Genomic DNA, 20,738 nt, shown 5'->3' on the forward strand with positions numbered 1-20,738 from the left:
CTGAGGGGGACACCGGAAACGGTGTCCCCCTCATTCACGAGGACTCGGAGACATGTACAAGCTCTTCTTCCGTCTGGTTTTCAAACGGATGGACCCCGAGCAGGCCCACCACCTGGCCTTCCGCTGGATCTGCCTCGCCGTCCGCATCCCGGTCCTGCGCACCTTCCTCGCGGCCGCCCTCGCGCCCCGCTACAAGGATCTGCGCACGGAGGCGTTCGGGCTGCGGATGCACGGCCCCTTCGGCCTCGCCGCCGGCTTCGACAAGAACGCCGTCGCCATCGACGGGATGTCGATGCTGGGCTTCGACCACGTCGAGATCGGCACCGTGACGGGCGAGCGGCAGCCCGGAAACCCCGGGAAGCGGCTGTTCCGGCTCGTCCCGGACCGTGCGTTGATCAACCGCATGGGCTTCAACAACGACGGCTCCCTCGCCGTCGCCGCCCGTCTCGCGACCCGTGAGCCGGTCTTCCGGACCGTCGTGGGCGTGAACATCGGCAAGACCAAGGTCGTCCCGGAGGCGGAGGCCGTGGGCGACTACGTGAAGTCGACCGAGCGGCTCGCGCCGTACGCCGACTACCTGGTGGTCAACGTCTCCTCGCCGAACACGCCGGGACTGCGCAACCTGCAGGCGACCGAGGCGCTGCGCCCGCTCCTGAGCGCGGTGCGCGAGGCCGCCGACCGCACGGTGTCCCACCGCCGGGTCCCGCTGCTGGTGAAGATCGCTCCGGACCTTGCCGACGAGGACGTCGACGCCGTCGCCGACCTGGCCGTCGAGCTCGGCCTGGACGGGATCATCGCCACGAACACCACCATCGCGCGCGAGGGGCTCGGTCTGCAGTCGGGCCCCTCCCTCGTCAAGGAGACCGGCGGACTGTCCGGCGCCCCGCTGAAGGCGCGCTCCCTGGAGGTCCTGCGCCGGCTGTACGCGCGCGTGGGCGACCGGATCACCCTGGTGGGCGTGGGCGGCATCGAGAACGCCGAGGACGCCTGGCAGCGGATCCTGGCGGGCGCGACGCTGATCCAGGGCTACAGCGCCTTCATCTACGAGGGGCCCTTCTGGGGCCGGGCGATCCACAAGGGGCTCGCCGCCCGCCTCCGTACGAGCCCGTACGCGACCCTCGCCGACGCCGTCGGCGCCGATGTCAGGAAGGCAGGAAAGACGGTATGACCGCCCTGGAACCCTTCGGCGCGCGCCTTCGCCGCGCCATGGACGAGCGCGGCCCGCTGTGCGTCGGCATCGACCCGCACGCGTCGCTGCTCTCGGAGTGGGGACTGAACGACGACGTCGCCGGCCTGGAGCGGTTCAGCCGCACGGTCGTCGAGGCGATGGCCGACCGGGTGGCCGTGCTCAAGCCGCAGAGCGCGTTCTTCGAGCGCTTCGGCTCACGGGGCCTCGCCGTCCTGGAGAAGACCGTCGAGGAGGCACGCGCGGCCGGTGCCCTGATCGTCATGGACGCCAAGCGCGGCGACATCGGCTCGACCATGGCTGCCTACGCCGAGGCCTTCCTGCACAAGGACGCCCCGCTGTTCTCGGACGCCCTGACCGTCTCGCCGTACCTCGGCTACGGCTCGCTGAGCCCGGCGATCGCGCTGGCCCGGGAGAGCGGCGCGGGACTATTCGTCCTGGCGCTGACCTCCAACCCGGAGGGCGGCGAGGTGCAGCACGCGGTGCGGGCCGGCGGACGGAACATCGGGGCGACGATGCTGGCCCATCTGGCGGCCGAGAACGCGGGGGAGGAGCCCCTGGGCTCCTTCGGAGCGGTCGTGGGCGCCACGCTCGGCGACCTGTCGTCGTACGACCTCGACATCAACGGTCCGCTCCTCGCCCCCGGCATCGGCGCCCAGGGGGCGACTCCGGCCGACCTTCCCGGGGTCTTCGGGGCGGCGGTGCGCAATGTCGTGCCGAACGTCAGCCGAGGTGTTCTGCGTCACGGTCCCGAGGTCGGAGCGCTGCGCTCGGCCGCGGATCGCTTCGCGGAGGAGATCAGGGCGGCCGTGACGGCTGTTTGAGTCCTCCGATGAGTCTCCGTCGGGGCTCGGATATGTGTCCGAAGGGTGTTCCGGTGAGGGGCGCCTGGACGTCTTGAGTCTGAATACATCCTCAAATCCGGGGCAGTATGTCTGAAATGTCCGGCCTGACGGAGGCTGACCAGGACTTTTCCGCTGTTCTCGCTGACTCTGGCGGTCTCGACCGCTAGTCTCCGAGCAGAGTGAACGGGCAAGCGTGTTGCTCGTAGCTCCCCAGGTGTGGGGCGACTAGGTTCCTCACCGGTCCGTATCCGACAGTTCGACATCCGAGGTGACGTAGGCGTGGCTCTTCCGCCCCTTACCCCTGAACAGCGCGCAGCCGCGCTCGAAAAGGCCGCCGCGGCTCGCCGGGAGCGGGCCGAGGTCAAGAATCGACTCAAGCACTCCGGCGCCTCTCTTCACGAGGTCATCAAGCAGGGCCAGGAGAACGACGTCATCGGCAAGATGAAGGTCTCCGCCCTGCTCGAGTCCCTGCCGGGCGTGGGCAAGGTCCGCGCCAAGCAGATCATGGAGCGACTCGGTATCTCCGAGAGCCGCCGCGTGCGCGGCCTCGGTTCCAACCAGATCGCCTCCCTGGAGCGCGAGTTCGGCAGCACCGGCTCCTGAGTCCCGGACATCCCGGGATTGCTGGAATAATCGCTGCATGAGTGAACGTCCGCGGCTGACCGTGCTCTCCGGCCCCTCCGGGGTCGGCAAGAGCACGGTCGTCGCCCATATGCGCAAGGAACACCCCGAGGTCTGGCTCTCGGTGTCGGCGACCACGCGTCAGCCCCGCCCCGGCGAGAAGCACGGTGTCCACTACTTCTTCGTCACCGACGAGGAGATGGACAAGCTGATCGCCAACAGCGAGCTGCTGGAGTGGGCCGAATTCGCCGGCAACCGCTACGGCACGCCGCGTGCGGCCGTGCTGGAGCACCTGGAGGCCGGTGTGCCGGTCCTCCTGGAGATCGACCTCCAGGGCGCCCGGCAGATCCGTGAGTCCATGCCGGAGGCCCAGCTGGTGTTCCTGGCTCCTCCCTCCTGGGAGGAGCTCGTGCGCAGGCTCACGGGCCGGGGCACCGAGCCGCCCGAGGTGATCGAGCGCCGCCTGGAGGCGGCCAAGATCGAGCTGGCGGCCGAGCCGGAGTTCGACGTGACCTTGGTCAACACCTCCGTCGAGGACGTGGCGCGCGAGCTGCTAGCCTTGATGGACGTTGTGTGATCGTGTCTGATCTTTTCCCATCTTTCGGAAGGTAGAGCGTGTCCTCTTCCATCACTGCGCCCGAGGGCATCATCAACCCGCCGATCGACGAGCTCCTCGAAGCCACCGACTCGAAGTACAGCCTCGTGATCTATGCGGCCAAGCGGGCCCGTCAGATCAACGCGTACTACTCGCAGCTCGGCGAGGGCCTCCTCGAGTACGTCGGTCCGCTCGTCGACACCCACGTCCACGAGAAGCCGCTCTCCATCGCCCTGCGCGAGATCAACGCCGGTCTGCTGACCTCCGAGGCCATCGAGGGCCCGGCGCAGTAGTACCTTCAGATTGCGGTTGGCTTATCCACAGGCCCGGCAGCGCGACTGCCGGGCCTGTGGTGTGCTCGGGGGTGCGGGGGTCGCTCCCCGCCGTGATGCAGCATTGAGTCGTACGTTGTCGAGTTCGGGGAGACACGGTGGACAAGCCAAGGGTCGTTCTGGGTGTCAGCGGTGGCATCGCCGCGTACAAGGCCTGTGAGCTGCTGCGGAGGCTGACGGAGTCCGGTCACGACGTCCGCGTGGTCCCGACCGCCTCCGCGCTGCACTTCGTCGGCGCCGCCACCTGGTCCGCCCTGTCCGGCAACCCCGTCTCCACCGAGGTCTGGGACGGCGTCCACGAGGTCCCGCACGTCCGCATCGGCCAGCACGCCGACCTGGTGGTGGTGGCCCCGGCCACGGCCGACATGCTCGCCAAGGCCGCCCATGGCCTCGCCGACGACCTCCTCACCAACACGCTCCTCACCGCCCGCTGTCCGGTCGTCTTCGCCCCGGCCATGCACACCGAGATGTGGGAGCATCCGGCCACCCAGGAGAACGTGGCGACGCTGCGCCGCCGCGGCGCCGTCGTGATCGAGCCGGCGGTCGGCCGCCTCACCGGCGTCGACACCGGCAAGGGCCGCCTGCCCGACCCCGCCGAGATATTCGAGGTCTGCCGCCGGGTACTGGCCCGGGGCGTCCACGAGCCGGACCTGAAGGGCCGGCATGTCGTCGTCACCGCCGGCGGCACCCGTGAGCCCCTCGACCCGGTCCGCTTCCTCGGCAACCGCTCCTCCGGCAAGCAGGGCTATGCCCTCGCCCGTACGGCCGCCGCGCGGGGCGCCCGGGTGACGCTGATCGCGGCGAACACCGGCATGCCCGACCCGGCCGGCGTGGACGTCGTCCAGGTCGGCACGGCCGTGCAACTGCGCGAGGCGGTGCTGAAGGCGGCCGCGGACGCCGACGCGGTCGTGATGGCCGCCGCCGTCGCGGACTTCCGGCCCGCGAACTACGCCTCGGGGAAGATCAAGAAGAAGGACGGCCAGGACCCGGAGCCGGTCGTCCTGGTGCGGAATCCGGACATCCTCGCGGAGATCTCAGCCGACCGGGCGCGCCCCGGACAGGTGATTGTCGGTTTCGCCGCCGAGACCGAGGACGTCCTCGCCCATGGCCGGGCGAAGCTGGCGCGCAAGGGATGCGATCTCCTCGTGGTGAACGAGGTGGGGGAGCGCAAGACCTTCGGTGCCGAGGAGAACGAGGCCGTTGTGCTGGGCGCGGACGGCAGCGAGACGCCCGTACCGCACGGCCCGAAGGAGGCGCTGGCCGACATCGTCTGGGACCTGGTGGGGCCCCGTCTGACCTGAATTGTTTCGGCCACGCGATGGCGCTTTCGCTCGTGACATTGTCGCGTGGCGGCACTGGCCAATGCCGCTCGGTATTGGGCAGAATGCGCGTGCCGCAGGTCACAGCGCTCCCGAGAGGCGAGACGGGTGGGCCGGCGGCCGAGCACGACCGATAAACTGTTCTCGGACGACGCCGGGCGCAGCCCCCCGTGTGGTCCGCCAATGATCAGCCAGCAGCCGCTGCAACCCCAGGGAGCGTTGTGTCCCGTCGCCTGTTCACCTCGGAGTCCGTGACCGAGGGTCACCCCGACAAGATCGCTGACCAGATCAGCGACACCATTCTCGACGCGCTTCTGCGCGAGGACCCGACCTCCCGGGTCGCCGTGGAGACACTGATCACCACGGGCCTGGTGCACGTGGCCGGCGAGGTCACGACCAAGACGTACGCGGACATCGCGACGCTGGTCCGCAACACGATCCTGGAGATCGGCTACGACTCCTCCAAGAAGGGCTTCGACGGCGCTTCCTGCGGTGTGTCGGTGTCGATCGGCGCGCAGTCCCCGGACATCGCCCAGGGTGTGGACACCGCGTACGAGTCCCGGGTCGAGGGGGCCGCCCGAAGGGGAGAAGGGGACGAGCTCGACAAGCAGGGCGCGGGCGACCAGGGCCTGATGTTCGGCTATGCGTCGGACGAGACGCCGACGCTGATGCCGCTCCCGATCTTCCTGGCGCACCGTCTGTCCAAGCGCCTCTCGGACGTCCGCAAGAACGGCACGATCCCTTACCTGCGCCCGGACGGCAAGACGCAGGTCACCATCGAGTACGACGGCGACAAGGCCGTCCGCCTCGACACCGTGGTCGTCTCCTCGCAGCACGCGAGCGACATCGACCTGGAGTCGCTGCTCGCCCCCGACATCCGTGAGTTCGTCGTCGAGCCGGAGCTCAAGGCGCTGCTCGACGAGGGCATCAAGCTGGACACCGAGGGCTACCGCCTGCTGGTCAACCCGACCGGCCGCTTCGAGATCGGCGGCCCGATGGGTGACGCGGGTCTGACCGGCCGCAAGATCATCATCGACACCTACGGCGGCATGGCCCGCCACGGCGGCGGCGCCTTCTCCGGCAAGGACCCGTCCAAGGTGGACCGCTCGGCCGCGTACGCCATGCGGTGGGTCGCCAAGAACGTCGTCGCCGCGGGTCTGGCCTCCCGCTGCGAGGTCCAGGTCGCCTACGCGATCGGCAAGGCCGAGCCGGTCGGTCTCTTCATCGAGACCTTCGGCACCCACAAGGTCGAGCCCGAGAAGATCGAGAAGGCGATCGACGAGGTCTTCGACCTCCGTCCGGCCGCCATCATCCGCGACCTCGACCTGCTCCGCCCGATCTACGCCCAGACCGCGGCGTACGGCCACTTCGGCCGCGAGCTTCCCGACTTCACCTGGGAGCGCACGGACCGCGTGGACGCGCTGCGCAAGGCTGCGGGGCTGTAAGTCCCGAGTGCAGGTTTCCCGCCGCGGCCCGGCTTCCCCTCGGGGGCCGGGCCGCGGCGTTTCACAACCCGGGTGATTCACCGGCCGGGAAAATGGCTCGCGGGCCCTTCGGCCACGCCCTTACGGTGGTGATCTCCCGGTGCGATGACCGCGGTTACTTCGGTGGAGTGCGCTTCGTGCGTGCGGTGAAACTGGCTTTGCACAGACCGCTGTCGACTGGATCTCGGGAGAACGACGCCGCCCGGTGCGAGGGTCACGGGTACTTCAACTTCCGGAATGATTTCCACGCAGGTTCGAATCCTGCTGCCGGTCCTGGACCGGTATGGCCGAGTGGCCCAAGGCAGAAGTCAGCGCCTGACGGCGGCCGTGGCCGGGTTGATCTCGGGCGTGCGTCGCTTGTCAGTGGCTTTTGGTAAGAATGCAAGCGTGAGCAGCGAGAACGGGCAGGGGGACGGCGGGGCCGAAGGGGCGCCGCCGGAGCAGCTCGCGCTCATCCGGGAGAGCGTGCGGGATGCCAAGGTGCCGCGGGCCAAGCCCCGGACCTGGCGGGGGGCCGCGCTGGCCAAGGAGCTGCCCGTCGCACGGGTGCTGGTCGACAAGGGCGTGCTCCACCTCGACCGGTACTTCGACTACGCCGTGCCCGAGGAACTGGACGCCGAGGCCCAGCCCGGGGTGCGGGTGCGGGTGCGGTTCGGCGCCGGCCGGTCCCGCGTGCGGGAGGGGCGCCGTGAGGGCGGGGGGCTCATCGACGGCTTCCTCGTGGAGCGGCGGGCCGAGTCCGACTATTCCGGGCCGCTGGCCGCGCTGGCCCAGGTGGTGTCCCCGGAACCCGTGCTGAGCGCGGAGCTGCTCGGCCTGGCCAGGGCCGTCGCCGACCGGTACGCGGGAAGCCTCGCCGACGTGCTGCAACTGGCCGTGCCACCGCGCAGCGCGCGGGCCGAGCAGCGCCCCTCGCCCCCGCCGCTGCCACCCCCGGCGGCGCCCGACGCGGGGTCGTGGTCCCGGTACGAGCACGGGCCGGCCTTCATCGAGTCGCTCGGCTCCGGAGGTGCGCCCCGTGCCGTGTGGAGCGCGCTGCCCGGACCGGAGTGGAGCGAGGAGCTCGCGCGAGCCGTCACGGCGACGCTCGCCTCGGGACGCGGCGCGCTCGTCGTCGTACCGGACGGACGGGCCGCCGCCCGGGTCGACGCGGCGCTGACCGCGCTGCTCGGCGAGGGACGGCACGCGCTGCTCACCGCCGAGGCCGGGCCCGAGAAGCGATACGCACAGTGGCTCGCCCTGCGGCGGGGCTCCGTACGGGCGGTCGTCGGGACGCGGGCCGCCATGTTCGCGCCCGTGCAGGACCTCGGCCTGGTCGTCATCTGGGACGACGGGGACGACAGCCACAGCGAGCAGCACGCGCCGCAGCCGCACGCCCGGGATGTGCTCCTGCTGCGCGCGGCCCTGGACCGGTGCGGCTTCCTGCTGGGCGGCTGGAGCTGCACCGTGGAGGCCGCGCAGCTCGTGGAGAGCGGCTGGGCGCGCCCCCTGGCCGCGGGCCGGGAGCAGGTGCGACGGGCGGCGCCCCTCGTGCGGACGGTGGGGGACGCCGACCTCGCCCGGGACGAGGCCGCCCGTGCCGCGCGGCTGCCGACGCTCGCCTGGCAGACGGTCCGGGAGGGGCTCAAGCACGGGCCGGTCCTCGTGCAGGTGCCCCGGCGGGGGTACGTGCCGCGCATGGCCTGTGCCCAGTGCCGGGCGCCCGCGCGGTGCCGGCACTGCTCCGGGCCGTTGGAGGCGCAGGACGCGGGGGCGTTGCGGTGCGGGTGGTGCGGGCGCGAGGAGGGCGCCTGGCACTGTCCGGAGTGCGGCGGCTTCCGGCTGCGGGCCCAGGTCGTGGGGGCGCGACGGACCGCCGAGGAACTGGGGCGGGCCTTTCCCGCCGTACCGGTGCGCACCTCGGGGCGGGAGCACGTGCTGGACACGGTGCCGGGGACTCCGGCGCTGGTCGTGAGCACACCCGGGGCCGAACCCGTTGCCGAGGGCGGCTATGCGGCGGCTCTGCTGCTCGACGGCTGGGCCATGCTGGGCCGTCCCGACCTGCGGGCCGGCGAGGACGCGCTGCGCCGTTGGATCGGTGCCTCCGGGCTCGTACGGCCGCAGGGGGACCGGGGCACCGTGGTGGTCGTCGCCGAGCCGACCCTGCGGCCGGTGCAGGCACTGGTGCGCTGGGATCCTGTCGGACACGCGGTGCGGGAGCTGGCCGAGCGGGCCGAGCTGGGGTTTCCGCCGGTGTCGCGGATGGCCGCGGTGTCGGGCCCGGCGGAGGCCGTCGCGGAGTTCCTGCGCACGGTCGAACTGCCCTCGGATGCCGAGGTGTTGGGGCCCGTGCCGATGCCGGTCACCCTTCCGGGGCGGCCGCGGCGGACCGGGGCGCCGCCGCCCGGGGAGCAGTGGGAGCGGGCGCTTGTGCGGGTGCCGCCGGGGAGTGGGGCGGCGCTGGCGTCCGCGCTGAAGTCGGCGCAGGCCGCGCGGATGGCGCGGGGGAGCGGGGAGGCCGTACGGGTGCGGATCGATCCGCCGGACATCGGGTGAGGCCCTTGGCGGCCGGGGAGGCCCGGCATGCGGCTGCCCTCCCGGATGCCTGCCGGGAGGGCGGCGTGAGGGTGCGTCAGCCGTTGCGCGGGCCGGGGAAGGCCGTCGGCCGGGCCTCGTTGCGGAGCGTGGGGCTGCCCGCGGTGGGCTGGGTCGGCATGGAGCGGGCCGCGGGGACCGTGGGCACCGCGGGGAGGCCGGTGTTCACATTGAGCGTGCGGGTCCCCGACGGCTCCGTGGTGCGCTCGGCCTCGGCGGCCGCCTGGGCCGCGGCGCGCCGGGCGCCGTAACGGCGGTGCACCGCCTGCTTGGTGACGCCGAGCGCGGAGCCCACCGCGTCCCACGAGAAGCCGAGCGAGCGGTCGAAATCCACGGCGGCCGTGACCAGGGTCTCGACGCTGTCCCGGAGTTCCTGCGCGAGACGCACCGTCGGAGCGGGGGCGCGTCCGTAGACGACGAAGCCCGTGGAGGGGCCGGAGCGGCGCGGGCGGTAGACGTTGCCCAACTGGGCGGTGAGCGTGCGCAGTGCGTCCACCTGGCGGCGGACCCGCTCGATGTCCCGCACCAGCAAGTGCAGGCTGGCCCGGGCCTGGGCGTCGTGGGTTGCGTGGTCGGCCATGAACAAGCCTCTCGAACCGGCGTTGAAAGGAATTGGGCCGCCGAATGCGGCCCTTTGTGGTCAACTCTTTCTTGACCAACGCGTTTGCGCTCCGCTGGTCACGGTGTGGGGGCGTACGGGCATATGCGTACGCCGGTTTGCCCACCCGTGCACCACCTGTCTCCGCCACCTGTCTCCCGTTCGCCGAACAACCGGCGTATGCCGTGGAGGTTGCTCGCCGTCGGCGGATTTGCGTGCGTGGTCATAGACTTGGAGGCTGCCCGCCAGTCGCCACCGCCCGAGAGGCCCGAACCTTTCCATGAAGCTCGTCTTCGCCGGTACCCCCGAGGTCGCCGTTCCCGCTCTGGACGCTCTCATCGCCTCCGGGCGGCACGAGGTGGCCGCCGTCGTCACGCGGCCTGACGCGCCGGCCGGGCGCGGGCGCAGGCTGGTCGCGTCACCCGTGGCCGAGCGGGCGGAGGAGGCCGGGATCGAGGTGCTGAAGCCGCTCAAGCCGCGGGACCCGGAGTTCCTCGAGCGGCTCGCGCAGATCGCCCCGGACTGCTGCCCCGTGGTCGCCTACGGCGCCCTGCTGCCACGCGTCGCCCTCGACGTTCCCGCCCATGGCTGGGTCAATCTGCACTTCTCGTTGCTGCCCGCCTGGCGCGGGGCGGCGCCGGTGCAGCACTCCATCATGGCGGGGGACGAGATCACGGGGGCCTCCACCTTCCTCATCGAGGAAGGGCTGGACTCGGGGCCGGTGTACGGGACCGTCACCGAGGAGATCCGGCCCACCGACACCAGCGGCGACCTGCTCACCCGGCTCGCCTTCGCCGGCGCCGGGCTGCTCGCCGCAACCATGGACGGCATCGAGGACGGCTCGCTCAAGGCCGTGCCGCAGCCGGCCGACGGCATCACCCTGGCGCCGAAGATCACCGTCGATGACGCCCGGATCGACTGGGCCGTCCCGGCCCTGCGCGTCGACCGGGTGGTGCGCGGCTGCACCCCGGCGCCCGGCGCCTGGACCAGCTTCCGCGGCGAACGCCTCAAGCTCATCCAGGCCACGCCCGTACCGGAGCGGACCGATCTGCTGCCGGGGCAGCTGGCCGTCGGCAAGAACAGCGTGCACGTGGGCACCGGGTCCTACGCCGTCGAGCTGCTGTGGGTGCAGGCCCAGGGCAAGAAGCCGATGCGGGCGGCGGACTGGGCGCGAGGGGTGCGGATCGCCGTGGGCGAGACGCTGGGCGGCTGAGCCCGCCCGGTCCGGCCCCTCCCGTCGGCGGATTCCCGGCGTACACGGCGGCACCGCCCGGGCGCCCGGGACGTAGGCTGGGATCTGTATCCATCCCATATCCGGAGCACCTTTTTCGTGAGTGAGCAGTCCTCTCGGCGGCCCCGCAAGCCCGCCAAACCCTACCGCCGTCCCCAGAAGGACCCGGTCCGCATCCTCGCGTTCGAGGCCCTGCGCGCCGTGGACGAGCGGGACGCGTATGCCAACCTCGTCCTGCCCCCGCTGCTGCGCAAGGCGCGGGAGAAGGAGGGCCCCGACCAGTTCGACGGCCGGGACGCCGCCCTCGCCACCGAGCTGGTGTACGGGACGCTGCGGCGGCAGGGCACGTACGACGCGGTGATCGCCGCCTGTGTCGACCGGCCGCTGCGGGAGGTCGACCCGCCGGTGCTCGACGTGCTCAGCCTCGGGACGCACCAGCTGCTCGGCACCCGTATCCCGACGCACGCCGCCGTGTCCTCCTCCGTCGAGCTCGCGCGCGTCGTCCTCGGCGACGGGCGGGCCAAGTTCGTCAACGCCGTGCTGCGCAAGGTCGCGCAGCACGACCTCGACGGGTGGCTGGAGCGGGTCGCGCCGCCCTACGACGAGGATCCCGAGGACCATCTCGCCGTCGTGCATTCGCACCCCCGCTGGGTCGTCTCCGCGCTGTGGGACTCGCTCGGCGGCGGGCGGGCCGGCATCGAGGACCTGCTGGAGGCCGACAACGAGCGGCCCGAGGTGACCCTCGTAGCCAGGCCAGGGCGGGCCACGGCCGAGGAGCTGCTCCGCGAGGAGGCCGCCGTGCCGGGGCGCTGGTCGCCGTATGCCGTGCGGCTCGCCGAGGGCGGGGAGCCGGGCGCCGTCGAGGCCGTCCGGGAGGGCCGGGCCGGGGTGCAGGACGAGGGCAGCCAGCTGGTCGCCCTCGCGCTCGCCAACGCGCCGCTGGAGGGGCCGGACGAGAAGTGGCTGGACGGGTGCGCGGGGCCCGGCGGCAAGGCCGCGCTGCTGGCCGCGCTCGCCGCCGAACGCGGGGCCGCGCTGCTCGCCTCCGAGAAGCAGCCGCACCGCGCCGGTCTGGTGGCGAAGGCCCTGGCCGGCAACCCGGGGCCGTACCAGGTCATCGCCGCCGACGGGACCCGGCCGCCGTGGCGGCCCGGCACCTTCGACCGTGTGCTGATGGACGTGCCGTGCACCGGCCTCGGCGCGCTGCGCAGGCGGCCCGAGGCCAGATGGCGGCGGCGCCCCGAGGACCTGGACAACTTCGCGCCGCTGCAGCGCGCCCTGCTGCGCACCGCGCTCGACTCGGTACGGGTCGGCGGGGTCGTCGGCTACGCCACCTGCTCGCCCCACCTCGCCGAGACCCGTGCCGTGGTCCAGGACGTGCTCAAGCAGCACCCGGAGACCGAACTCGTCGACGCCCGCCCGCTGCTGCCCGGCGTACCGGCCCTCGGCGAGGGTCCCGACGTACAGCTGTGGCCGCATGTGCACGGCACCGACGCCATGTATCTGGCGCTCATCCGCCGGACCGGCTGACCTCGGACTCGCGCACGACCGGGACCGCACCGTCCTCGTGCGCGAGCCGGTGCGGCCACCACACCTTCCGGCCGGCGTCCAGGAACAGCGCAGTGACCAGCACCGACCGCACGACGAAGGTGTCCAGGAGGACGCCGAGGGCGACGGCGAAGCCGATCTCCGCGAAGGCCACCATGGGCAGGGTGCCGAGCGCGGCGAACGTTCCGGCCAGGACCAGGCCCGCGGACGTGATGACCGCACCGGTCGCCGCCAGGCCCGTCACCACGCCGGGGCGGGTGCCGTGGCGGGCGGTCTCCTCGCGGATGCGAGTGGTCAGGAAGATGTTGTAGTCGATGCCCAGGGCCACCAGGAACACGAAGACGAACAGCGGGAAGTCCGTCTGCTCGCCCGCGTAGTCGAAGACGTGCCGGAAGGCGAGGGCGCTGGCCCCGAGGGCCGCCGCGAAGGACAGCACGACCGTGCCGATCAGCAGCAGCGGGGCCACCAGGGACCGCAGCAGCGCGCCCAGGATCAGCAGTACGACCAGCAGGACCGCCGGGATGATCAGCACGTTGTCGTGCGTGGTCGCCCGCTCCATGTCCAGCAGGGCCGCGGTGCCGCCGCCCACCTGCGCGTCGGCGCCCGGCAGCGCGTGGACGGCGTCGCGCACGCGCTCGACGGTGTGCTTGGCCGCCTCGCTGTCGGCCGGGTCGGTCATGGTCGCCTCGAACAGGACCTTGCCGTCGTACGAGGGTTTTGTGCCGGGCGGGACGGTGACGCTGTCCGGCGCGACTCCGCGCGTACCGGCGACCGCCCGCCGCACTCGGTCGACCTGCGCCTGGCCGGCCACGACCACCAGCGGGTCGCCGCTGCCCGCCGGGAAGTACCGCTGCGACACCTTCTGCCCGGTGATCGAGTCGGGGGTGCCGGTGAAGGCGTCCGCGTTGCCGATGCCCTCGGCGCGGAGCTGGAGGAGACCCAGCGAGAGGACGGCCAGGGCCAGGGCGGTGGCGCCCCAGACGACCCGCGGCCGGCGGCTGATGCTGCGGCCCATCCGCGCCCAGACGCCCCGCTCGGTCGGGTCGGACGAGCCGAAGTGCGGGACCGCCGGCCAGAAGATCCAGCGGCCGAAGACCAGGAGCAGGGCCGGAAAGAGGGTGAGCATGGCCAGCAGCGCGACCGCCACGCCGATCGCGGCGACCGGGCCCAGACCGCGGGTGGAGTTCATCTCGGCGGCCAGCAGCACCAGCATGCTCAGCACCACGGTGGCGCCCGAGGCGAGCACGGCGGGGCCCGCGCGGTGCAGGGCCAGCGCCATGGCCTCGTGCCGGTCCTCGTGGCGGCGCAGCTCCTCCCGGTAGCGGGCGACGAGGAGCAGCGCGTAGTCGGTCCCGGCGCCGAAGACGAGCACCGTGAGGATGCCCGCGCTCTGGCCGTTGACGGTCAGGCCCCCGTGCCGGGCCAGGAGATAGATCAGCGCCTGCGCGGTGAACAGGGCGACGACCACCGCGAGGAGGGGGACGAAGAGGAGGACCGGGCTGCGGTAGGTCAGCAGCAGCATCACGATCACGACGCCCATCGCCGAGAGCAGCAGCGTGGAGTCGATGCCCTCGAAGGCCTTGGAGAAGTCGGCGGAGGTGCCACCCGGCCCGGTGATGTGGACGGCGAGCCCGCCGCCGCTCCGGCCCACCTGGTCGCGCAGCGTGTCCACGGCGGGGGCGAACTCGGCCCAGCCCTTGGCGTCCATCGTGATGGGCACGTAGATCTGGGCGGCCTTGGGCGCGGAAGGACTGTCGTAGAGGGGTCCGCGCGCCTCGGTGCCGCGGATGCCGTGCGCGGTCAGCCCCCTGATCTCCTGGACGTCCTGCGCGATCTGCTGCTTGTCCCGCGCCGTGAGTCCGCCGTCGCGGGCGTACACGACGACCGCCGGTATCTGCTCGGGCCGGAAGTGGTGGGAGGTGTCGAGCACCTGGGTGGACTCCGCCGATCCGGGCAGCCAGGAGGCGGCGTCGTTGTCCTGGGCGTCGGTGAGCTTCTGGACGAGCGGTCCCGCGAGCACGAGCGCCAGCAGCCAGAGGGCCACTATCAGCCACTTGCTGCGTCGTCCGGTCAGGAATCTGATGAGCCCCTGGCGCACATGGCGCCCATGGTCGTCCGATCGCGCGTCCTTCATGGCGCCCCCCATAGCCGCACGTGGAGCCGGTGGGCCGCCCAGCATGGCACGGTCCCGTCCGCAGGGCACCTGAATTCCCGGATGGTATATACCGTCGTGATCCAGCCGGGGACCGAGGCGAACATCCGTGCCCGGACATGGCAGGCTTGGGTCATGGCCGTGCAGATCAACCCCAGCATCCTGTCCGCCGATTTCGCCCGCCTCGCGGAGGAGGCGAAGGCGGTGGAGGGAGCCGACTGGCTCCACGTCGACGTGATGGACAACCACTTCGTCCCCAACCTCACGCTCGGCGTGCCGGTCGTAGAGTCCCTGGCGCGTGCGGCGGACACGCCGCTGGACTGCCATCTGATGATCGAGGACGCCGATCGGTGGGCCCCCCAGTACGTCGAAGCGGGTGCCTCGTCCGTCACCTTCCACGTCGAGGCGGCCGCCGCCCCGGTGCGGCTGGCCCGCGAGATCCGCGCCAAGGGCGCGCGTGCCTCCATGGCGCTCAAGCCCGCGACGCCCATCGAGCCGTACGAGGACCTGCTCCCCGAGCTCGACATGCTGCTGATCATGACGGTCGAGCCGGGCTTCGGCGGTCAGGCGTTCCTGGACATCATGCTTCCGAAGATCCGCCGCACGCGTCAGCTGATCGAGAAGCACGGTCTCGAGCTGTGGCTGCAGGTCGACGGAGGCGTTTCCGCGTCCACGATCGAGCGGTGTGCGGACGCGGGTGCCGATGTCTTTGTCGCCGGTTCGGCGGTGTACGGGGCGAAGGACCCGGCAGAAGCGGTACGTGCACTGCGCACCCAGGCGGAGACGGCCACCGCCAAGGCGTCCTGGGCATGCGACCACTGAGCCACAACGACGTGAACAGCTAAGGGAACGGCGCCCATCAGGGCGGATCAGTTGCGCCGGATCTGCAAGGATGAACGGCGAATCCAGAGTGTGAACAGCAGTGAGGAGATCGCCGTGTCGGGTATGTCGGCGGGCCGGTCAGCCATGCGGATGGGACCCGCTGAGCTGGTGCAGGCGGCGGCCATGGCCCGCCGCTTCTACCTCGAGGGCAAGTCCAAGATCCAGATCGCGGAGGAGTTCGGCGTCAGCCGCTTCAAAGTGGCCCGGGTTCTGGAAACTGCCCTCGAACGGGATCTCGTACGCATCGAGATCCGCGTGCCGGCCGAGCTGGACGCCGAGCGCTCCGACGCGCTCCGCGCCCGCTACGGCCTGAGGCACGCCGTCGTGGTCGAATCCCCGGCCGAGGCCGAGGAGACCCCCGACCCCGAGAACCTCGGCGAGGTGGCGGCCGACCTGCTCGGCGAGCTCGTCAACGAGGGGGACGTCCTCGGACTGGCCTGGGGTCGGTCCACCATCCACATGGCGGCGGCGCTCGACCGGCTGCCGCCCTGCACGGTGGTGCAGCTGACGGGCGTGTACGACGCCGGGACCGCCGAGCGCGGCTCCGTCGAGGCCGTCCGCCGCGCCGCCCAGGTGTCCGGCGGCGACGCGCACCCCATCTATGCGCCGATGCTGCTGCCGGACGCGGCCACCGCGGCCGCGCTGCGCAACCAGACCGGGATCGCCCGGGCCTTCGAGTACTTCGACAAGGTCACGGTCGCCTGTGTCTCCATCGGCTCCTGGGAGCCGGGCATCTCGACGGTGCACGACATGCTCAGCGACGAGGAGCGGGCCCACTACGCCTCGCTCGGTGTCGCCGCCGAGATGTCGGCGCATCTCTTCGACACCGAGGGCCGACGCGTCGGCCGGGACCTGGGGGAGCGTTGCATCACGGTCAAGGCCGACCAGCTCCGCCGTATCCCCGAGGTCGTGGCGATCGCGGGCGGGCAGCGCAAGGCGTCCGCGATCGACGCGGTGCTGCGGTCGGGTCTGGTCACCAGCCTGGTGACGGACACGTCGGCCGCGGACTATCTGATGACCGCGGGCCCCACGCCGAAGCCCGCCCTGAACCGGGCGGACCCGGACGGCCCCTGAGGGCGGCCTGCAGCAGCTCATGAGGGGACGGCCGTGACAGCACCGACAGCGTGCTGCTGCGGTTCGTCCCCCGCGTGCTTTTTGATGATCATTACGACATGTTCAGGACGGTACTGAGATGACGAGCCGGCGGGTGGTGACGCTGGACCTCGGCGGGGTCGCCGACAAGACCGCGTTCATGGACCGCTTCGCGCAGACCCTCGCCCTGCCCGACTGGTTCGGCCGCAACTGGGACGCTCTCGCCGACAGCCTCGGCGACCCCTCGTTCTGGCCGCCGGAAGCGGCCGAGAACGGGCTGCTGCTCGTCGTCGGCGGCTGGCTGGAGTACGCGGCGGCCCGTCCCGACGAGTGGGCGGTGGCGCTGGAGGTGTTCACCGAGGCGTCCGGCCGCGGACCCCTCCTCACGGTGGCGCTCGCGCTGGGCTGACCGGGGCCGGTTCGGCAGATCCTCCGAACGCCCTCCGACCTGCCTGGATGATTCGACCGGGCATCGCATTCCGGCCGTCATGGGACAATGAGGTACGTGCTTTTCCCCCGGGCTGACCTGTCCGGGGGTCACCTCTGATCGACTGGGATGTGCGGCACGTGCGTTTCCTCAATGACATCCAGCCCGCGTACGACCTGACGTACGACGACGTGTTCATGGTGCCGAGCCGCTCCGCGGTCGGCTCGCGTCAGGGCGTGGACCTCAGCTCCCCGGACGGCACGGGCACCACGATCCCGCTGGTCGTCGCCAACATGACCGCGATCGCGGGCCGCCGGATGGCGGAGACCGTGGCCCGGCGCGGCGGCCTGGTGGTGATCCCGCAGGACATCCCGATCGACGTCGTCACCGACGTCGTCTCCTGGGTGAAGAGCCGCCATCTGGTCCTCGACACGCCGATCGTGCTGGCCCCGCACCAGACCGTCGCCGACGCGCTGGGCCTGCTGTCCAAGCGGGCGCACAACGCCGGTGTGGTCGTCGACGAGGACGGCCGCCCGATCGGTGTCGTCACCGACCGGGACCTGACCGGCGTCGACCGCTTCACGCAGCTCACCGAGATCATGTCGACGGACCTGCTGCTGCTCGACGCCGACATCGCACCGCGCGAGGCCTTCAACACCCTCGACGGGCACAACCGCCGCTATGCCCCGGCCGTGGACAAGGACGGCAGGCTCGCCGGCATCCTCACCCGCAAGGGCGCCCTGCGCGCCACGCTCTACACCCCGGCCACCGACGCCAACGGCAAGCTGCGCATCGCCGCCGCCGTCGGCATCAACGGCGATGTGGCGGCCAAGGCCAAGCAGCTGCTCGACGCGGGCGTCGACACGCTCGTCATCGACACCGCGCACGGCCACCAGGAGTCGATGATCAGCGCCGTCAAGCTGGTGCGCGACCTCGACCCGCAGGTGCCGATCGTGGCGGGCAACATCGTCTCCGCCGAGGGCGTCAAGGACCTGATCGACGCCGGCGCGGACATCATCAAGGTCGGTGTCGGTCCCGGCGCCATGTGCACCACCCGGATGATGACGGGTGTGGGCCGGCCGCAGTTCTCCGCGGTTCTGGAGTGCGCCGCCGAGGCGAAGAAGTACGGCAAGCACGTCTGGGCCGACGGCGGTGTCCGGCACCCGCGCGACGTGGCGATGGCGCTCGCGGCCGGTGCGTCCAACGTGATGGTGGGCTCGTGGTTCGCGGGCACCTACGAGTCGCCGGGCGACCTGCAGCAGGACGCCGAAGGCCGGCTGTACAAGGAGTCGTTCGGCATGGCGTCCGCGCGCGCGGTGCGCAACCGCACGTCGGAGGAGTCGGCCTACGACCGCGCCCGCAAGGCGCTGTTCGAGGAGGGCATCTCCACCTCCCGCATGTTCCTCGACCCGGTCCGTCCGGGCGTCGAGGACCTGATCGACTCGATCATCGCGGGCGTCCGCTCCTCCTGCACCTACGCCGGCGCGGCCTCGCTGGAGGAGTTCGCCGAGAAGGCCATCGTCGGCATCCAGAGCGCGGCGGGCTACGCCGAGGGCAAGCCGCTGCACGCCAGCTGGAACTGAGCCGGCACCCTTTCCACGCGGCCCCCGTCCTCCCGGCACCCGGACAGGCGGGGGCCGTCGGCGTCCGCGTGAACGGGGCTTTTGAGGCCTCTGCGCAACGCTCGAAAGCCGTCGCGCAACAAATGGACACACTCCCGGGATGAACGCAATGATCTTGCGGGTATGCGCAAGGTTGCTGCATTACGCCCGTAAAGGCCTGGCTCATAGGGTGCTGCGCTGTACGTGGTGTGGCGGGGACCCCGCTCGGTGGGTTCCTGCCCTCGCAGGGAGGCATCGGGTCCCCGCCGCCCTCAGTGGCAGCGATAAGGAGCCAGCGCGTGCTCGACCAAGGCGCACCCTCGCACAACCGCACAGAGACCGGCCCGGCATCCCCGGGCGTTGCCGCGGGCCTCATGCGTCGCAAGCCCGTGGAAAGCCTGGTCGCGGAGGGCGGCCAGGGCGAGGGAGGCACGCTCCGGCGCTCCCTCGGCCTGTGGCAGCTGACGATGATCAGCATCGGTGCCACCCTCGGCACCGGCATCTTCGTCGTGCTCGGCGACGCCGTTCCGGAGGCCGGTCCCGCCGTCACCCTGGCCTTTGTGATCGCCGGTCTCACGGCCCTCTTCTCGGCGCTGTCGTACGCCGAGCTGGCGGGCAGCATCCCGGTCGCCGGCTCCTCCTACTCGTATGCGTACGCAACGATGGGCGAGCTGGTCGCCTGGGTCTGCGGCTGGTGCCTCGTGCTCGAGTACGGCGTGTCGGTGGCCGCCGTCGCCGTCGGCTGGGGCGAGTACCTGAACGAGTTGCTCGACGGCACCATCGGCGTCACCATCCCGGCCGCCCTGTCCTCGGCCCCGGGCGAGGGACACGGCATCATCAACCTGCCCGCCCTGATCGTCGTCCTCCTGGCGATGGTGTTCCTGCTCGGCGGCGCACGTGAGTCCGCCCGGGCCAACACGATCATGGTGTGCGTGAAGATCGCCGCCCTGGTGCTGTTCTGCGCGATCGGTTTCATGGGCTTCAAGTCCGGCAACTACGCCGACTTCATGCCGCTCGGGATGGCCGGGGTCAGTGCCGCCGGTGCCACGCTGTTCTTCTCGTACATCGGCTTCGACGCCGCCTCCACCGCCGGCGAGGAGGCGAAGAACCCCAAGCGGGACCTGCCACGGGCGATCATGCTGTCGCTGATCATCGTGACCGCGCTGTACGTGCTCGTCGCCGCCGTCGCCGTCGGCGCCTGGAACTGGAAGAAGTTCGACGGCTCGGAGGCCACCCTCGCCGCGATCATGAACGATGTCAGCGGCCAGACCTTCTGGGGCACGCTGCTCGCCCTGGGCGCGGTCATCTCCATCGCGAGCGTGGTGCTCACCGTGCTCTACGGCCAGACCCGCATCCTCTTCGCGATGGCCCGCGACGGCCTGGTGCCCAAGGCGCTCGGCAAGGTCCACCCGAAGACCGGCGCTCCCCGCCTCAACACGGTGATCGTGTCGCTGTTCTGCGGTGTGCTCGCCGCGCTCATCCCGCTGGGCAAGCTCGTCGACGCCACCAGCATCGGCACGCTGTTCGCCTTTGGCCTGGTCAACATCGCGGTCGTCATCCTGCGGTACCGGCGGCCGGAGCTGGAGCGCACGTTCAAGGTGCCGTTCGGGCCGGTTCTGCCGGTGCTGGGCTTCCTGTTCTGCGCGTACAACATGTTCAGCCTCGACACCGTCACGTGGGTCGTCTTCGGGTGCTGGATGGCCGCCGGACTCGTGTTCTACTTCCTCTACGGCTACCGCCGTTCCCGACTCGCAACACCTGAGAGCTGATCAACCCACTGTGCTGAACGATCTCGACGAACGCATCGTGCACGCCCTCGCCGAGGACGCCCGCCGCTCCTACGCGGACATCGGGCAGCTGGTCGGCCTGTCCGCGCCCGCGGTGAAGCGGCGCGTGGACCGGCTGCGGGCCACCGGAGCCATCACCGGTTTCACCGTACGGGTCGACCCGGCGGCGCTCGGCTGGGAGACCGAGGGATTCGTCGAGATCTACTGCCGGCGCAACACCTCGCCGGAGACCATCCAGCGGGGCCTGGAGCGGTACCAGGAGGTCGTGGCCGCCTCCACCGTCACCGGTGAGGCGGACGCGGTCGCCCAGGTCTTCGCCTCCGACATGCGCCACTTCGAGCGCGTGCTGGAGCGGATCGCGGGGGAGCCGTTCGTGGAACGGACCAAGTCCGTACTGGTGCTCTCGCCGCTGCTGCGACGGTTCTCCTCGGGTTCGCCCACCTGATCGGGCCACGCGTGGCGGC

General features: G+C 71.4%; 18 protein-coding genes. 16 read left to right on the plus strand and 2 right to left on the minus strand.

What is annotated here, in order from left to right; genetic code table 11:
- Window positions 1–52: 52 nt before the first annotated feature.
- From Q8A52_RS39535 to Q8A52_RS39570, 8 genes are all read left to right on the plus strand, one after another.
- Window positions 53–1,168 carry a quinone-dependent dihydroorotate dehydrogenase gene (locus Q8A52_RS39535; protein WP_316760946.1) on the plus strand — a complete coding sequence of 372 codons (1,116 nt, stop codon included), beginning with the start codon at window positions 53–55 and terminating at the stop codon, window positions 1,166–1,168.
- On the plus strand, window positions 1,165–2,010 hold the full coding sequence (pyrF, locus tag Q8A52_RS39540) for an orotidine-5'-phosphate decarboxylase (RefSeq protein ID WP_316760948.1): 846 nt from the start codon (window positions 1,165–1,167) through the stop codon (window positions 2,008–2,010). The genes Q8A52_RS39535 and pyrF overlap by 4 nt, the downstream gene beginning before the upstream one ends.
- Before the next feature lie 300 nt (window positions 2,011–2,310).
- Window positions 2,311–2,634: an integration host factor gene (locus tag Q8A52_RS39545; RefSeq protein WP_003977346.1), complete on the plus strand. Its 324-nt coding sequence runs from the start codon at window positions 2,311–2,313 to the stop codon at window positions 2,632–2,634.
- A gap of 37 nt (window positions 2,635–2,671) precedes the next feature.
- Window positions 2,672–3,229 (plus strand): guanylate kinase, encoded by a 558-nt coding sequence (gmk, locus tag Q8A52_RS39550; protein WP_316760949.1) that lies wholly within the window; start codon window positions 2,672–2,674, stop codon window positions 3,227–3,229.
- 38 nt (window positions 3,230–3,267) lie between these two features.
- Entirely contained in the window at window positions 3,268–3,540 is a 273-nt protein-coding gene (rpoZ, locus tag Q8A52_RS39555) for a DNA-directed RNA polymerase subunit omega (protein ID WP_005319902.1), read from the plus strand.
- 137 nt (window positions 3,541–3,677) lie between these two features.
- On the plus strand, window positions 3,678–4,880 hold the full coding sequence (gene coaBC, locus Q8A52_RS39560; RefSeq protein WP_316761010.1) for a bifunctional phosphopantothenoylcysteine decarboxylase/phosphopantothenate--cysteine ligase CoaBC: 1,203 nt from the start codon (window positions 3,678–3,680) through the stop codon (window positions 4,878–4,880).
- A gap of 239 nt (window positions 4,881–5,119) precedes the next feature.
- Window positions 5,120–6,343, plus strand: coding sequence for a methionine adenosyltransferase (gene metK / locus Q8A52_RS39565; protein ID WP_316761013.1), 1,224 nt, complete (start codon window positions 5,120–5,122; stop codon window positions 6,341–6,343).
- A gap of 426 nt (window positions 6,344–6,769) precedes the next feature.
- Window positions 6,770–8,917, plus strand: a complete 2,148-nt coding sequence (locus Q8A52_RS39570; RefSeq protein ID WP_316761015.1) for a primosomal protein N' — start codon at window positions 6,770–6,772, stop codon at window positions 8,915–8,917.
- Window positions 8,918–8,993: 76 nt separating this feature from the next.
- Here Q8A52_RS39570 and Q8A52_RS39575 read toward each other — a convergent pair whose 3' ends face one another.
- The gene (locus Q8A52_RS39575) at window positions 8,994–9,536 is read right to left on the minus strand and encodes a hypothetical protein (protein WP_316761017.1); all 543 of its coding nucleotides are present in this window, start codon (window positions 9,534–9,536) and stop codon (window positions 8,994–8,996) included.
- 298 nt (window positions 9,537–9,834) lie between these two features.
- Here Q8A52_RS39575 and fmt point away from each other — a divergent pair, with 298 nt between their 5' ends.
- Both fmt and Q8A52_RS39585 read left to right on the plus strand, forming a co-directional pair.
- A complete protein-coding gene (fmt, locus tag Q8A52_RS39580; RefSeq protein WP_316761020.1) occupies window positions 9,835–10,767 on the plus strand; it encodes a methionyl-tRNA formyltransferase in 933 nt (310 codons plus the stop codon).
- A gap of 117 nt (window positions 10,768–10,884) precedes the next feature.
- A complete protein-coding gene (locus Q8A52_RS39585; RefSeq protein WP_316761022.1) occupies window positions 10,885–12,315 on the plus strand; it encodes an RsmB/NOP family class I SAM-dependent RNA methyltransferase in 1,431 nt (476 codons plus the stop codon).
- On the opposite strand, the gene Q8A52_RS39590 is transcribed toward Q8A52_RS39585, so the two are convergent.
- Entirely contained in the window at window positions 12,296–14,467 is a 2,172-nt protein-coding gene (locus Q8A52_RS39590) for an MMPL family transporter (protein ID WP_316761025.1), read from the minus strand. The two genes, Q8A52_RS39585 and Q8A52_RS39590, sit on opposite strands and share 20 nt — an antisense overlap.
- 153 nt (window positions 14,468–14,620) lie before the next feature.
- On the opposite strand from Q8A52_RS39590, the gene rpe reads away from it, so the two are divergent.
- The 6 genes from rpe to Q8A52_RS39620 all read left to right on the plus strand — a co-directional run bounded on the left by rpe (window position 14,621) and on the right by Q8A52_RS39620 (window position 20,719).
- On the plus strand, window positions 14,621–15,307 hold the full coding sequence (rpe, locus tag Q8A52_RS39595; RefSeq protein WP_316761028.1) for a ribulose-phosphate 3-epimerase: 687 nt from the start codon (window positions 14,621–14,623) through the stop codon (window positions 15,305–15,307).
- A gap of 90 nt (window positions 15,308–15,397) precedes the next feature.
- The gene (locus tag Q8A52_RS39600) at window positions 15,398–16,441 is read left to right on the plus strand and encodes a sugar-binding transcriptional regulator (protein ID WP_316761030.1); all 1,044 of its coding nucleotides are present in this window, start codon (window positions 15,398–15,400) and stop codon (window positions 16,439–16,441) included.
- A 118-nt stretch (window positions 16,442–16,559) separates the two neighbouring features.
- The gene (locus Q8A52_RS39605; protein WP_316761033.1) at window positions 16,560–16,868 is read left to right on the plus strand and encodes a barstar family protein; all 309 of its coding nucleotides are present in this window, start codon (window positions 16,560–16,562) and stop codon (window positions 16,866–16,868) included.
- Between the two features lie 158 nt (window positions 16,869–17,026).
- Window positions 17,027–18,469: a GuaB1 family IMP dehydrogenase-related protein gene (locus Q8A52_RS39610; RefSeq protein ID WP_316761036.1), complete on the plus strand. Its 1,443-nt coding sequence runs from the start codon at window positions 17,027–17,029 to the stop codon at window positions 18,467–18,469.
- Between the two features lie 317 nt (window positions 18,470–18,786).
- Window positions 18,787–20,256: an amino acid permease gene (locus tag Q8A52_RS39615; protein WP_316761038.1), complete on the plus strand. Its 1,470-nt coding sequence runs from the start codon at window positions 18,787–18,789 to the stop codon at window positions 20,254–20,256.
- Between the two features lie 10 nt (window positions 20,257–20,266).
- Window positions 20,267–20,719 carry an Lrp/AsnC family transcriptional regulator gene (locus Q8A52_RS39620; protein WP_205385847.1) on the plus strand — a complete coding sequence of 151 codons (453 nt, stop codon included), beginning with the start codon at window positions 20,267–20,269 and terminating at the stop codon, window positions 20,717–20,719.
- The last annotated feature ends 19 nt before the right edge of the window (window positions 20,720–20,738 follow it).

The sequence above is a fragment of the Streptomyces herbicida genome, from assembly GCF_032656585.1.
GTDB lineage: Bacteria > Actinomycetota > Actinomycetes > Streptomycetales > Streptomycetaceae > Streptomyces > Streptomyces herbicida.